General features: G+C 65.6%; 13 protein-coding genes. 8 read left to right on the plus strand and 5 right to left on the minus strand.

The features are described 5' to 3' along the window. Positions 1 to 4: 4 nt before the first annotated feature. The 4 genes from H7J73_RS11645 to H7J73_RS11660 all read left to right on the plus strand — a co-directional run bounded on the left by H7J73_RS11645 (position 5) and on the right by H7J73_RS11660 (position 4,983). Positions 5 to 2,203: a S15 peptidase family protein gene (locus tag H7J73_RS11645; protein ID WP_264067518.1), complete on the plus strand. Its 2,199-nt coding sequence runs from the start codon at positions 5 to 7 to the stop codon at positions 2,201 to 2,203. Between the two features lie 10 nt (positions 2,204 to 2,213). Further along, positions 2,214 to 3,095, plus strand: a complete 882-nt coding sequence (locus tag H7J73_RS11650; protein ID WP_264067519.1) for a hypothetical protein — start codon at positions 2,214 to 2,216, stop codon at positions 3,093 to 3,095. A 142-nt stretch (positions 3,096 to 3,237) separates the two neighbouring features. Further along, positions 3,238 to 3,465, plus strand: a complete 228-nt coding sequence (locus H7J73_RS11655; RefSeq protein ID WP_264067520.1) for a hypothetical protein — start codon at positions 3,238 to 3,240, stop codon at positions 3,463 to 3,465. Positions 3,466 to 3,489: 24 nt separating this feature from the next. Then, entirely contained in the window at positions 3,490 to 4,983 is a 1,494-nt protein-coding gene (locus H7J73_RS11660) for an amino acid permease (RefSeq protein WP_264067521.1), read from the plus strand. Positions 4,984 to 5,010: 27 nt separating this feature from the next. Here H7J73_RS11660 and H7J73_RS11665 read toward each other — a convergent pair whose 3' ends face one another. The 4 genes from H7J73_RS11665 to infC are packed head-to-tail and all read right to left on the minus strand — an operon-like array spanning position 5,011 to position 7,194. After that, positions 5,011 to 5,772 carry a TrmH family RNA methyltransferase gene (locus tag H7J73_RS11665; RefSeq protein ID WP_264067522.1) on the minus strand — a complete coding sequence of 254 codons (762 nt, stop codon included), beginning with the start codon at positions 5,770 to 5,772 and terminating at the stop codon, positions 5,011 to 5,013. 38 nt (positions 5,773 to 5,810) lie between these two features. Then, a complete protein-coding gene (rplT, locus tag H7J73_RS11670; RefSeq protein WP_264067523.1) occupies positions 5,811 to 6,200 on the minus strand; it encodes a 50S ribosomal protein L20 in 390 nt (129 codons plus the stop codon). A gap of 52 nt (positions 6,201 to 6,252) precedes the next feature. After that, positions 6,253 to 6,447, minus strand: coding sequence for a 50S ribosomal protein L35 (gene rpmI, locus H7J73_RS11675; RefSeq protein WP_264067524.1), 195 nt, complete (start codon positions 6,445 to 6,447; stop codon positions 6,253 to 6,255). 42 nt (positions 6,448 to 6,489) lie between these two features. Next, positions 6,490 to 7,194, minus strand: coding sequence for a translation initiation factor IF-3 (gene infC / locus H7J73_RS11680; protein WP_264067525.1), 705 nt, complete (start codon positions 7,192 to 7,194; stop codon positions 6,490 to 6,492). A gap of 205 nt (positions 7,195 to 7,399) precedes the next feature. Here infC and H7J73_RS11685 point away from each other — a divergent pair, with 205 nt between their 5' ends. The 4 genes from H7J73_RS11685 (at position 7,400) to H7J73_RS11700 (ending at position 13,130) form a co-directional block, all read left to right on the plus strand. Beyond that, complete coding sequence (locus tag H7J73_RS11685; RefSeq protein WP_264067526.1) at positions 7,400 to 7,774, plus strand: DUF1844 domain-containing protein; 375 nt, start codon at positions 7,400 to 7,402, stop codon at positions 7,772 to 7,774. Positions 7,775 to 7,818: 44 nt separating this feature from the next. Beyond that, the gene (gene lysX / locus H7J73_RS11690; protein WP_264067527.1) at positions 7,819 to 11,142 is read left to right on the plus strand and encodes a bifunctional lysylphosphatidylglycerol synthetase/lysine--tRNA ligase LysX; all 3,324 of its coding nucleotides are present in this window, start codon (positions 7,819 to 7,821) and stop codon (positions 11,140 to 11,142) included. 749 nt (positions 11,143 to 11,891) lie between these two features. After that, positions 11,892 to 12,743, plus strand: coding sequence for an alpha/beta hydrolase (locus H7J73_RS33980; RefSeq protein ID WP_435405483.1), 852 nt, complete (start codon positions 11,892 to 11,894; stop codon positions 12,741 to 12,743). 39 nt (positions 12,744 to 12,782) lie between these two features. After that, positions 12,783 to 13,130, plus strand: a complete 348-nt coding sequence (locus H7J73_RS11700) for a hypothetical protein (protein ID WP_264067528.1) — start codon at positions 12,783 to 12,785, stop codon at positions 13,128 to 13,130. 70 nt (positions 13,131 to 13,200) lie between these two features. Here the strand turns inward: H7J73_RS11700 and H7J73_RS11705 are convergent, their stop codons facing one another. Further along, the gene (locus tag H7J73_RS11705; protein ID WP_264067529.1) at positions 13,201 to 13,659 is read right to left on the minus strand and encodes an Lrp/AsnC family transcriptional regulator; all 459 of its coding nucleotides are present in this window, start codon (positions 13,657 to 13,659) and stop codon (positions 13,201 to 13,203) included. Between the last annotated feature and the right edge of the window lie 102 nt (positions 13,660 to 13,761).

Below are 13,761 nucleotides of genomic sequence, written 5' to 3' on the forward strand. Positions count from 1 at the left end.
GGGTATGGGGGCAGCGGCGTACGTGGGACGGGTCGGCGGTTTGGCGGCAGCCCTGGGGATCGGTGCCGCAGTGCTGTACGGCTGCGGTGCGGCATCCGCCGACACGGGTGCACCCTCCGGTTCGGCATCGTCCTCGGCGAGTGCAGGCTCGGACTCGAAGTCGGGGAGTACCACAGCCGGAAAGCCCCGAGCCGCAACCACTGTCGCCAAGGCCGGGGCGAGGGCGCCAGGCGCATACAGCACCAGAACCGCAGCGGTACCCGCCACCTCGACAGCCGGCACCACTGTCGACTCCGCACCAGCCACCGGTCATCTGGTCGACAGGGCAGCCGCGCCCATCGTGAGCCTGACCATCCCCTCCACCGACGGCGCTCCGACAACGCCGCCCTTGGACGTGGCGGCGACGTGGTCCACCCTGGCTGTGGCGCGCAAACACACCGAGAGTGGCGCCCGCCCTCCCACCTCGATCGCCGCGAACAGCGGGCCGGTGTCCGCAGCCCTCACTACGGAGGCCGCGAACGTCGTAGTCACACCGGCCGCACTACCCGGCGTCGCCGTCACCCAGACGCCGCCACTGGCCTTCTTGCAACGCATCCCAGTGCTTGGGCCGGTCTTGGTGACACCGATCGTCGCGTTCATCCACCAGATCCCGATCTTCGGCGATCTGGTGCATCCGTTCGTCGGCTACCCGGTGGACCCGAGCGCACCGGCCAACGCGCCGGTCGCCCGCGACATCAAGCTGACCTCATTCGACGGCACCCAGATCTATGTGCACTTCATGCCCGCCACAGGACTGCAAGCCGGGCAACAAGCTCCCACGATCCTGGCGGGGCCCGGTCTCGGCATGCCCGGCAGCACCAGCCTCGATGGCACGCCGTTCGACGGCATCCTGACCGATTTCCTGGGCGCAGTGCAGGTCGGCACTCTGCGCAATGCCGGTTACAACGTCGTCACCTGGGATCCGCGCGGTGAATACAACTCCGGCGGGGAACTGGAGCTCGACTCCCCCGACTTCGAGGCCCGCGACGTCTCGGCCATCGTGAGCTGGATGGCCACCCAACCGGAGGTTCAGCTCGACGCTCCTGGCGACCCACGCTTCGGGATGGTCGGCGCCTCCTATGGCGGTGGTGTCCAGTGGGTGACAGCGGCCACGGACCACCGGGTAGACGCGATTGTTCCGGCCATCTCATGGAACACACTGAACTCCTCGCTCTATCCGAACCAAGCCTTCAAGAGCGGTTGGGGATCTCTGCTGACCGCCGTCCTGGTGGCGACGCTGGCCCGGCCGAATCCGGCGATCTACCCGGCGGCGATCTACGGCCTGCTGACCGGAAGCTTGACTCCGGAGCAGCGGGACCTGCTGACCGCGCGCGGTCCCGCCGCACTCGTCGGCGACGTCACCGCGCCGACCCTGATCATCCAGGGCACTGTCGACACACTGTTCACGCTGCAGGAAGCGAATCTGAATGCATTGACCTTGATCAATGCCGGCGTACCCACCAAGGTCGTATGGTTCTGCGGCGGCCACGGGCTGTGCACGAACAACCTGTTCGACCCCACCGACGGCAACCTGATCACGGCGGACACCCTCGCCTGGCTCGCGCGCTACGTCAAGCAAGACCAGAGCGCGGTCACCGGCCCTCAGTTCGAGTGGGTCGACCAGAGTGGGCAGTACTACTCGTCGAGCAGCTACCCGGCATCGGCAGGAACCCCAATCAGCGCGTCGAGTAACAGCATTGGCACTATGCCGTTGCTGCCCTTCATCGGCGGTTCTGGCCCGCTGTTGCTGGTTGCACCCATCGGTGGGACACGGGCGTTGAATGCCTACAACCTCACCGTCCCGGCGCCCACCAGCACGACGTATATCGTCGGCGCACCACAGCTGAGCCTGACCTATTCCGGCCAGGGAATCAGCAGCCACGTCTACGCCCAACTCGTCGATGACACCACCGGCCAGGTGCTCGGAAATCAGATCACGCCGATCCCGGTGACGTTGGACGGCCAGCCTCACACCGTCAACATCACGCTGCAACCAGTGGCCGAGACCCTGCAACCCGGGCACACGGTCACCCTGCAGCTGGTCGCCTCGTCGGCGGATTACCAAACCCTCTGGACCGCAGGCGCACTCACGGTATCGCACATCCAGATCACCCTGCCCACAGTCGACGACGCGGTAGTGGTCGCCTCGGTCATGCCGAGGTAGCGTCCCACTCGTGAGCGAAGGCCCCAACCCGCTTGCCGTCCGTCGACGGCTCGAAGAGCGCTATCGTCAGCTGGCGGCGGCACGCCAAGTCCGTCCGGCGGCGGCGATCATCACCCGGTTCAACGAGATCGACGGCAGCACCCTGGGCATTCTCGTGTCGGTTCAGCTGTTCACCACCGTCATCCCGTTGATCATCATGGGGTTCAGCTATTTGACGGGTTTCGCCGACAACGCCAGTCCCGGAACGGTGTTCAGTCGCGCTCTCGGCCTGGTGGCACCGCTGACCGACCATGTGCGCGACGCCTTTGGACATTCGTCGGGGCTGAGATCCAGCTGGACCTTCGTCGGCGTCGCCGGCTTCCTGATATGGGTGATCCCGATGGGGACGACGATCGCCGGGGTCTTCGCGAAAGCCTGGCGCCGTGAGCAATTCGGCTTGGTCGGCAAGGTCTGGCGCGGTGTCGCGTGGTTCGCGCTATATCTGGCGATGATCGGCTTCCGGGAGCGAATTGCATTCGGCGGCGATCACCACGGCCTCCTGCGAGTGGTTCGCTTCGTGGCCTCACTCATCCCGGTCTGGATCTTCTGGTCGTTGACGCCGATGCTGCTGGTCCGCGATGGCGGCCGCGGCCGGAAGTATGTGGTGCTTGCCGGCCTGGCCGGCGTTGTCATCGACGGAACCATCATTCCGATCGCCGCCCGGATCGTGTTCCCCCGCCTGCTCAACGGATGGGACGAGTTGGGCCCGATTGGGGTGGCGATGGCGCTGTTGACCTGGTGCGGGGTCATCGGCACGGCCTGGGTGGTCACGGCCTGCGTGGGAGCGGTGCTGTGGGAGCGGTCCGCCCCGTCCCAGACTGTCATCGAGTCGCAAGAAGACGACCTGACCTGAAAATCCGGCCGGACGAAGACGACCCCGGCCGCACGTTCGTCCGCCCACCCGAGCGCGGTGCGCATTTGACGAATTCCGCTGCCACCCCACCGGCAGCAGGTGTTCACTGTGAGATATCGCAGAATCGAGCGAGGTGAGGCTGATGGCACCAGGTGACTTGTTCGCCAAGATCCCGTTGATCGGCATGTGCATGGTGTTCTTGGCGATGGCAATCGTCGCGGTGACCGCCTACCTGCACGCCGGCTGGTATTCGATCATCGGTTATGCGATCGCTGCGGTGATCGCGGTTGTCGGATTCGTCCTCACCTTCCGCGACGTGTCCGACAATTCACCACCGGCCGCCGGCGATCGTGACGCCCGCCGACCCTGATCATTAGTGGGAGGACATGACCAGATGGCGAAGAAAGCCTCTGCGGCGGAATATGACACCTCGGCGTTTACCCAAGAGGACGAGGGCTACCACAAGGGGCTGAAACCGCGTCAGCTCCAGATGATCGCCATCGGCGGCGCGATTGGTACCGGCCTGTTCCTCGGTGCCGGCGGCCGCCTTGCCAGCGCGGGACCAGCGTTGTTCATCGTCTATGCCATCTGCGGTGTCTTCGTCTTCTTCATCCTCCGGGCACTCGGTGAGCTGGTTTTGCACCGCCCGTCCTCCGGATCGTTCGTGTCCTATGCGCGCGAGTTCCTGGGCGAGAAGGCAGCCTATGTGGCCGGCTGGATGTACTTCCTGAACTGGGCGATGACGGCGATCGTGGACTCGACGGCCATTGCCACCTACTTCCACTTCTGGTCGTCGTTCTCGAGCATCCCGCAATGGCTCATCGCGTTGATCGCGCTGGCTGTCGTGCTGTGCTTGAACCTGATCTCGGTGACCCTGTTCGGCGAACTCGAGTTCTGGGCAGCGCTTATCAAAGTGGTTGCGCTGGTGACTTTCCTGGTGGTGGGAACCGTATTTCTGGCCGGCCGCTACAAGGTCGAGGGCCAGTCCACCGGATTCGGCATGATGTCGCACGCCGGCGGACTGTTCCCGACCGGCCTGCTACCGCTGGTGATCGTCACCTCCGGCGTCGTGTTCGCTTATGCTGCAGTCGAACTCGTCGGCACCGCGGCCGGCGAAACAGCCGATCCCGAGAGGATCATGCCGCGCGCCATCAACTCGGTGATTGCCCGTATCGCCCTGTTCTACGTGGGTTCGTTGTTCCTGCTGGGCCTGCTGCTGCCCTACACCGCCTACAAAGCCGGCGAGAGCCCGTTCGTCACGTTCTTCTCCAAGATCGGCTTCGAGGGTGCGGGCACGATCATGAACATCGTGGTGCTGACCGCTGCGTTCTCCAGCCTCAACGCTGGTCTGTACTCCACCGGCCGCATCCTGCGATCGATGGCGATGAACGGCAGTGCCCCCAAATTCACCTCGCGAATGTCCAAGGGCGGTGTGCCCTACGGCGGAATCCTGCTCACCGCGTTCATCGGATTGTTCGGCGTTCTTCTCAACGGCGTCGTACCTGGCCAGGCATTTGAGATCGTGCTCAACATGGCCGCATTGGGCATCATCGCGTCCTGGGGCACCATCGTCATCTGTCAGATCCAGCTGTTCCGGTGGTCGAAACGGGGCATCCTGAATCGACCGTCATTCCAGCTGTGGGGTTCGCCCTGGACCGGCTACGTCACGTTGGTGTTCCTGGTAGCGGTCCTGGTCCTGATGGCGTTCGACCATCCCATCGGGACGTGGACGGTAGCGACGTTGGTGGTGATCGTCCCCGCGCTGACCATCGGCTGGTTTGCGGTGCGCTCCCGGGTGCTGGCGGTCGCGCAGGAACGGCAGGGATACACCGGGCCGTTCCCCGTCGTCGCGAACCGGCCACTGCCCGACGACAAGGACAACGTTTAGAGTTTTGCGATCAACCCGAGGGACGGATCAGTGCCTGGAGCCCAGCCGCCCTGCTCGCGCGCTCTGGTACATGCAGATCGCGGCGGCGGCGGCGACGTTGAGGCTCTCGGCGTTCCCAGGCATCGGGATCCGCACCCGGTGCTGCGCAAGCGTAGCGACGTCGGCCGGCAGGCCCTGAGATTCAGGGCCGAACACCCAAGCCGTCGGCTCACCGAGTAGCGATTCGGCAGCGTCGAGGTCGAGTTCGCCATCCACCGTGGTCGCCAACGTCCGCAACCCTGCCTCGTGCAACGCGGCGACCGCCGCGGCGGCGTCCGGCTCTTCCACCACCGGTATCGAGAAAATGCTGCCCGTCGACGCGCGCAGGCATTTCCCGTTGTACGGGTCGACGCTGTGTCCGGCCAGCACCACCGCACCCGCGCCCATAGCGTCGGCGATCCGGATCAGGGTGCCGGCATTGCCGGGCTCGGAGATGCCGACTGCCACCGACACCAACCGTGGGGCCGAGCTCAATACCTCGGCCAACGTCACCTGCGGCACTTCACACACTGCCACCAAGCCGACGGGAGTTACGGTCTCCGACAGTGCTTTTGCGGCTCGTTCGGTGACCACATGGACCGGAACATCAACCAGCATCGACCCGAACCGGTCGAGTGCGGCTTCGGTGGCGAACACCTCCGACACCAAACCGCGCCGCGACGCGGTCTCGACGAGATTAGGTCCCTCGGCGAGAAAGCGTGCGGCGCGGCGGCGTCCGACTGTTCGGTGCAGTTTGAGCGCTGCCGCCACTCTCGCGGAGCGTTCGGTCAGCGGGCCTTCGGCCAGGCTCAGGCGGCTTCCCCGGACGGCGCGTTGACGTCCTCAGGCAGAGCAGCCTTCGCGATCTCGACCAGTGCGGTGAACGCGGCCGGGTCGCTGATGGCGATCTCCGAGAGGTTCTTGCGGTCCACCTCGACACCGGCGAGCTTGAGGCCCTGGATCAGTCGGTTGTAGGTGATGCCGTTGGCCCGGCCGGCAGCATTGATCCGCGAGATCCACAGCTTACGGAAGTCACCCTTGCGGGCCTTCCGGTCGCGGTAGGCGTAGGTCAATGAATGCAGCTGCTGCTCTTTGGCTTTGCGGTAGAGCCTGGACCGCTGACCGCGGTAGCCCTTAGAGGCCTTGAGTACGGTACGCCGCTTCTTTTGCGCGTTGACTGCCCGCTTCACGCGTGCCATGGGTTGTCCTCTTCTTGATTCTCGGTCGAACTACGAATATGGGGGTACGGGATTAACCGTTCAGCATCTTGTTGACGCGTTTGGTGTCGTTCTCAGCGACGACAGCGGTGCCGTCGAGGCGACGAGTCCGTCGCGACGACTTGTGCTCGAGAAGGTGGCGACGGCCGGCCTTCTGGCGCACGATCTTTCCCGTTCCCGTTCGGCGGAACCGCTTCGAAGCGCCGCTGTGGGTCTTGGCCTTGGGCATGTGTCCTCAGTTCTCAGTGATGATTCAGTGTTCGTCGCTGAATCAGGTCGGTGTTGGGTCTGGTGTCTCAGTCGGCTCCGCCGGAGCCGGGCTGCTCGCCGCCGCGCGCTGTGCCGGTGGCGCAGCAGCGTCGTGGGCCGCCCTCGCCTTGGTCTTGGCGCCTCGGTGTGGTGCCAGCACCATCGTCATGTTGCGACCGTCCTGCTTCGCGGACGTCTCGACGAAGCCGTAATCGGCAACGTCGGCGCCCAGCTTCTGCAGGAGGCGGTAACCCAGTTCGGGCCGCGACTGCTCGCGTCCGCGGAACATGATGGTCACCTTGACCTTCGACCCGGCCTCGAGGAAGCGCACGACGTGACCCTTCTTGGTCTCGTAGTCGTGCGGGTCGATCTTGGGGCGAAGCTTCTGTTCCTTGACGACGGTCTGCTGCTGGTTCTTGCGAGACTCGCGCTCCTTGAGAGCCGTCTCGTATTTGAACTTGCCGTAGTCCATGATCTTGCAGACCGGTGGTTTGGCGTCTGGCGCCACTTCGACAAGGTCGAGATCGGCGTCTACCGCGACGCGGAGAGCATCTTCGATGCGCACGATGCCTACCTGCTCGCCACCAGGTCCGATCAGGCGGACTTCAGGTACGCGAATGCGCTCATTGATGCGGGTCTCAGTGCTGATGGGGCCTCCCGGGTTGTTCCTCTGGTCAGGACCGACCACGGAGAACAACGCAGAACAGCGAGAAATATGCCACGCCATCAGCGAGAAGGCCCTGCATATGCAGGGCCCGATGCCGACCGGTCGCGGCGTAAACCGCCTGCGTGAGACGCAGAACAGACATCCGTAGGATGTCTGTGACCGGACCGCTGAGCCTTTGGATCTTTCCGTGGCCAACGGTGGGAGTGGGACTCCACTTGCTGTCCTGGCGTTAGCCGGGACGGTCGCGCATGCCAGTCTAGCAGGCATGACCGATGATCCCAGAATCGCGACGGACGACTCCGCAGACCCCGACGACCTACCACTACGTGAGCTGGCCGACATACCAGCCGTCGAGGTCATCACCCGGGCGGCCGTGATGCTGATGAGCGCGGCGGCCGAAAAGCTTGGACTGTCGTCGGCCGATCCCGAGAACAGCCCCTACCGCGACCTCGATGAGGCGCGGCGGCTGATCGTCGCGCTGGCCGGTCTCGTCACCGCCTCGGTCGAATACCTTGGCCCGCACGCCGGACCGGTGCGAGACGGCCTGAAGACGTTGCAGTTGGCTTTTCGGGAAGCCAGCGCCATACCTGACGAGCCCGGCCAGGGTCCGGGTGAGAAATACACGGGGCCGGTCTGGTAGGTCCCACACCCATTCCCAGGTTCCAGCGTTTATCCTCGCGGCCTATGACCCTCGTTAGCCGTTCGGCGAGCCAGCCGAAGACGCGATACCGGTGGGTGCCCGCAGCCGCCGGCTGGACCATCGGCGTCATCGCCACCTTGTCGTTGCTGGCCAGCGTGTCCCCCGCGGTGCGGTGGCTCATCAAAATTCCGCGGGAATTCGTCAACAACTACATTTTCAATTTCCCCGACACCAGCTTTGCTTGGGCGTTCGTTCTGGCACTGCTCGCAGCCGCGCTGGCGGCACGCAAGAGCCTCGCCTGGTGGATCTTGGTTCTCTACATGGTCGCCGCGATCGTGTGGAACGTCGGCGATCTGATCACCGGCGGCGATTCGGCGATGGAGGACGCCGGTGAAGTCATCGGCCTGCTCTTCCACGTGGCGGCGATCGCGTTCCTGGTGCTGGCCCGCAAAGAGTTCTGGGCCAGGGTCCGCCGCGGTGCGCTGTTCAAGGCCGCCGCAGTCCTGGTGGCCGGCATGGCGATCGGCATCCTGGTCGGCTGGGGACTGTTGTCGATGTTCCCCGGGTCGCTGGACCATGACGAGCGGCTGCCTTACGCGGCGAACCGGGTCGTGGTCTTCGCCGGCGTCGACGCGGATGCCTTCTCCGGCCATCACCCGCATGTCTTCGTCAACGCCCTGCTCGGTTTGTTCGGCGCAGTGGCGCTGATGGTCGCGGCCGTCGTCCTGTTCCAGTCGCAACGCGCCGCGAATGCGCTGACCGGCGAGGACGAATCCGCGATCCGCGGCCTGCTCGAGCTGTACGGCAAGAACGACTCACTGGGTTATTTCGCCACTCGTCGGGACAAGTCTGTGGTGTTCGCCCCCAACGGCCGGGCGGCGATCACCTATCGCGTCGAAGCAGGCGTCTGCCTGGCCAGCGGGGACCCGCTCGGTGACCCGCGGGCGTGGCCCGCGGCCATGGCCGAATGGCTGGCCCTGTGCCAGGAGTACGGCTGGGCGCCGGGTGTGATGGGTGCGAGCTCAGCTGCCGCGCAGGCGTTCCGCGAGGCGGGGCTGAACGCGATCGAGCTCGGCGACGAAGCCATCCTGTACCCGGACCGCTACAAGCTGTCCGGCCCGGACATGAAACCGGTCCGCCAAGCCGTGACGCGGGCGCGCCGAGCCGGGCTGACGGTTCGTATCCGGCGGCACCGTGAGCTGACCGCCGAGGAGATGGTCGAGGTCACCAGACGGGCTGACCGCTGGCGCGACACCGAGACCGAGCGTGGTTTCTCGATGGCCCTGGGCCGCCTCGGCGACCCGGCGGATTCCGACTGCCTGCTCGTCGAGGCCGTCCGTGGCGAGCCCGACGACGCGGACAATGACGTCGTCGCAATGCTCTCGCTGGTCCCGTGGGGCGCCAACGGTGTGTCGCTGGACCTGATGCGCCGCTCACCTGACTCCCCGAACGGAACCATCGAGCTGATGGTCAGCGAGTTGGCTTTGCAGTCCGAAAGCATTGGGGTGACACGGATCTCCCTGAACTTCGCGATGTTTCGGTCCGCTTTCGAAGAGGGCGCCCAACTCGGTGCGGGTCCGGTCGCCCGGCTCTGGCGGGCGCTGCTGGTGTTCTTCTCCCGGTGGTGGCAGCTGGAAACGCTCTATCGCTCGAACATGAAATATCAGCCCGAGTGGGTGCCGCGGTACGCCTGCTACGAGGATGCCCGGCTGATCCCTCGCGTCGGCGTCGCATCGGTGATCGCCGAGGGCTTCTTGGTACTGCCGTTCAGCCGGCGCGCCAGACAGCACACCGGCCAGCACTCGTCGGTGCCGCAGACTCTCGTCGACACCGGGCTGCTGCACGAGGACGGCTCGGCCCCGGATATCAGTGGGTTCAGTATCGGCACTCCCGAGGTCGACCGCGGACCACGGCTACCCGAGCAGGTACGGGTCCGGATGGCGAAGCTGAAATCGTTGCAGGCCAGCGGAATCGATGCTTACCCGGTGGGCAGCCCGCCGTCGCACACGGTGGCCCAGGCGCTCGACTGTGAGGACGGCACGACCGTCAGCGTGGCAGGCCGGGTGCTGCGGATACGGGACTACGGCGGTGTGCTGTTCGCCGAGCTGCGCGATTGGTCGGGCGATGTGCAGCTGCTGTTCGACAACTCATCGCTGACCGGGGGCGACACCGCCGGCTTCACCGCGGCCATCGACCTCGGCGACCTGGTGGAAGTGACCGGGACGATGGGTGCCAGCAAGAACGGCACCCGCTCGGTGCTGGTGCAGAGCTGGCGCCTGATCGGCAAATGCCTGCGCCCGCTGCCCGACAAGTGGAAGGGGTTGACCGACCAGGAGGCGCGGGTGCGCACCCGCTATGTCGACCTGGCCATCAACACCGAGGCGCGCGACCTGATCCGAGCCCGCAGCCAGGTCCTGCACGCCATCCGGGAAACGTTGTTCGCCAAGGACTTCCTCGAAGTCGAGACCCCGATCCTGCAGCAGATCCACGGCGGTGCGAACGCCCGCCCGTTCATCACCCATATCAACGCCTACGATCTCGCGCTCTACCTGCGGATCGCCCCGGAGCTGTACCTCAAGCGGCTCTGCGTCGGCGGGGTGGAACGGGTGTTCGAGCTGGGCCGGGCCTTCCGTAACGAAGGCGTGGACTTCAGCCACAACCCCGAATTCACGCTGCTGGAGGCGTACCAGGCGCACGCCGACTACAACGTCTGGATCGACGGGTGCCGCGAACTGATCCAGAACGCTGCCCTGGCCGCCAACGGCGCGCACGTCGTCATGCGGCCACGGGAGGACGGCAGTCTCGAACCTGTCGACATCTCAGGGCAGTGGGCCGTCAAAACAGTCCATGGTGCGGTGTCAGAAGCATTGGGTGAGAACGTCGACACCACCACCGACCTGGCCACTCTGCGGCGCTACGCGGACGCGGCGAGAATTCCTTACCAGACCCACTGGGACCCCGGCGCCGTCGTCCTGGAGATGTATGAGCACCTCGTCGAGGACCGCACGGAGAACCCGACGTTCTACAAGGACTTCCCGACCTCGGTCTCACCGTTGACCCGGCCTCACCGCAGCCTGCCCGGCGTCGCCGAGCGGTGGGACCTGGTGGCCTGGGGCGTCGAACTCGGCACCGCCTACAGCGAGCTCACCGACCCGGTGGAGCAGCGCCGCCGGTTGCAAGAGCAATCGTTGCTGGCCGCGGGCGGCGATCCCGAGGCGATGGAACTCGACGAAGATTTCCTGCAGGCGATGGAGTACGGGATGCCTCCGACAGGCGGTCTGGGAATGGGTGTTGATCGCGTGGTCATGTTGATCACCGGCCGCAGCATCCGTGAGACGTTGCCCTTCCCCTTGGCCAAACCGCGTTAGCTGGCAATCACTTCGGTGGTGTCCCAGCCCGCTCACAGCGGCCGGTAAGCAAGTCGGTTCACGATGGTGCCGTGACACCTTCGCTGCCTCTGGTTACGGGTCGTGCCACATCTCTGCTGGCGGATCCGGCCGGTTCCGCACAACACCGAATGTCGTTGATGCACGGCTGGATACCGATAACGGTCCAGGTGGTGGCCGCCCTCGTGCTCGTGTTGGCCGTCGGTTGGCGCTCACGTCGCTGGCGCCTGATCTGGGTACCGGTGGCCGCGGTGGTCGGGGGTGGGGTTGCCGCCTTGGCCCACTGGTACATCGCGTCTGACGGTTTGGCTGGGGATCCGGCGCCCAACCAGCTCTGGCTGTGGGTGGCGCTGTCCGGCTTGGCGGCGGGTGTCCTGGTCGTGGGCTGGCGCAGCGCCCGCTGGTGGCGCCGCGGCGTCTCGTTGTTGGCAGTTCCGCTCTGCCTGCTCAGCGCGGCGCTGGCGGTGAATCTCTGGGTCGGTTATTTCCCGACGGTACAAACCGCCTGGAATCAGCTGTCCGCCGGGCCGCTGCCCGACCAGACCGACCGCGCCACCGTGGTTGCGACGGCTGCGCAGGCGCAGGCCAAGCACGTTCTGCCGGCCAAGGGCAGCGTCGTCAGCGTCACCATCCCAGCCACCGCGTCCGGTTTCAAACACCGCGACGAGCTCGTCTACCTGCCACCGGCGTGGTTCGCCACCAGTCCCCCGCCGAAGCTGCCGACGGTCATGATGATCGGTGGCGAGTTCAACACCCCGTCGGATTGGCTGCGCACCGGCAATGCGATCTCCACCATCGACGCGTACGCCGCCGCGCACGGCGGCAACGCACCGGTGCTGGTGTTCGTCGACTCGGGTGGCTCGTTCAACAACGACACCGAGTGTGTGAACGGCCCACGCGGGATGGCCGCCGATCACCTCACCAAAGATGTTGTGCCGTTTATGGCCTCGAACTTCGGTGTCAGCACCAAAGCCGCCAACTGGGGCATCGTGGGCTGGTCCATGGGCGGCACCTGTGCGGTCGACCTGACCGCGATGCATCCCGACATGTTCAGCTCATTCGTCGACATCGCCGGCGACATGTCCCCCAATGCCGGCAACAAGGTGCAGACGATCGACCGGTTGTTCGGTGGCAGCTCCGCGGCCTGGGCGTCATTCGACCCCGCCACGGTCATCGCCAAACACGGCCCCTACACCGGGGTTTCGGGCTGGTTCGCGATCTCGGGGAGCCAGACGGCCCAGCAGCATCGCAATGTGCCCGCGGGCGACGCGGGAGCTGTCGGGCTCGGTGGCCGCGATGCCACGGGCAATCCCGGTGACCAGACCGTCGCCGCCAACACACTCTGCGGGTTGGGCCGCGCCAACGGTTTCGACTGCGCGGTCGTCGCGCAGCCCGGCAAGCACGACTGGCCCTTCGCCGAGAAGGCCTTCGTCGCCTCGCTGCCATGGCTGGCGGGGGCGATCGGCACGCCGGGTGACCCGCCGGTCGCCCTGCCGGGGCAGACTGCTGGGCCCGACACGGTGATGGCGTCCCCGGTTCCTCCGCTGAACACGACGGTGCGGGCCCAAGGCATAGGTCCTTAGTGCGCCTGCGCTGTCTGACGCCGGGAGTACGGTGGCGGCATGCCTGAGGAATCCCGCGGCCGCCATGCACGGCGTGACGAGCCGGACGATGTACTCGACGCCGAAGTGCTCCCGTCGGAGCCTTTCTCGGCCGGCCCGGTTCTGACCGGGCTGGACTCCGGTTACACGGCGAGCGGCGTCCCGACGTTCGATTCGGTCCGCGCGAAGATCGAGACCCGATACGGCGCATCGCTGGGTGGGGCCGAGCTGGACGCCGAGACTCCCGAGGGGCGCAGCATAGAGGAGCAGTACGAGGCACGGCACAAGGCCGGGGCTGAGCGGCTGGCGCAGATCCGCGCCGAGATGCATCCCGATCAGGCGCCGACGGGAGAACGCGGAAAAGCCTGACAGGTGCGGTCATTCATCGGCGCCGAACGACGAGCCGCTTGACTCCCCCGGTTACGTAGGTGCCCGCTCGTTAGATCGCCGGGGACGTATAGCGCAGCTTGTGGACCTTCAGTATCGACATCGTCTCCACCGATTTGATGCCGTCGATGGGGCCGAGCTTGTCCCGTAGGAAGCTCCACAGCTCGGCGTTGTCCGTCGTGGACACCTCGACACAGATGTCGGTCCGACCCAACAACGTCGACACGTACGTCACTTCGGGGAGTTCGACGAGTTCCTCGACGACCTTCTCGTGCCGAGCCAACTCGACACTGAGGTGGATGAGGGAAAGCTGGGTGCCCCCGACCTGCTCGGGATCGACGAAGGCAACGATGCGCAGGATCTTGAGGTCTTGAAGCCGTTTCACGCGGGCCCGGATCGTCGCCTCCGAGGCGCCGAGCGAGCGCCCGATCTCGCGGAAGGCCCGCCGGCCGTCCTCCTCTAGCTCACGCAGGATGGCTCGGTCCAGATCATCGAGGGTGTACTCCGCCATGCCGAGAAGCATAGGTCGTCGATAGCGCTTTGCGGTTATTTGCCGGGCTCTATTGATGCTTCGCGCAGCCTGCGGAAGAAACACTGGGCTAATGCGCAAGAA

Origin of the sequence: Mycolicibacterium komossense, from assembly GCF_025822605.1 — a bacterium.
In the GTDB taxonomy this organism is placed as follows: Bacteria; Actinomycetota; Actinomycetes; order Mycobacteriales; family Mycobacteriaceae; genus Mycobacterium; species Mycobacterium komossense.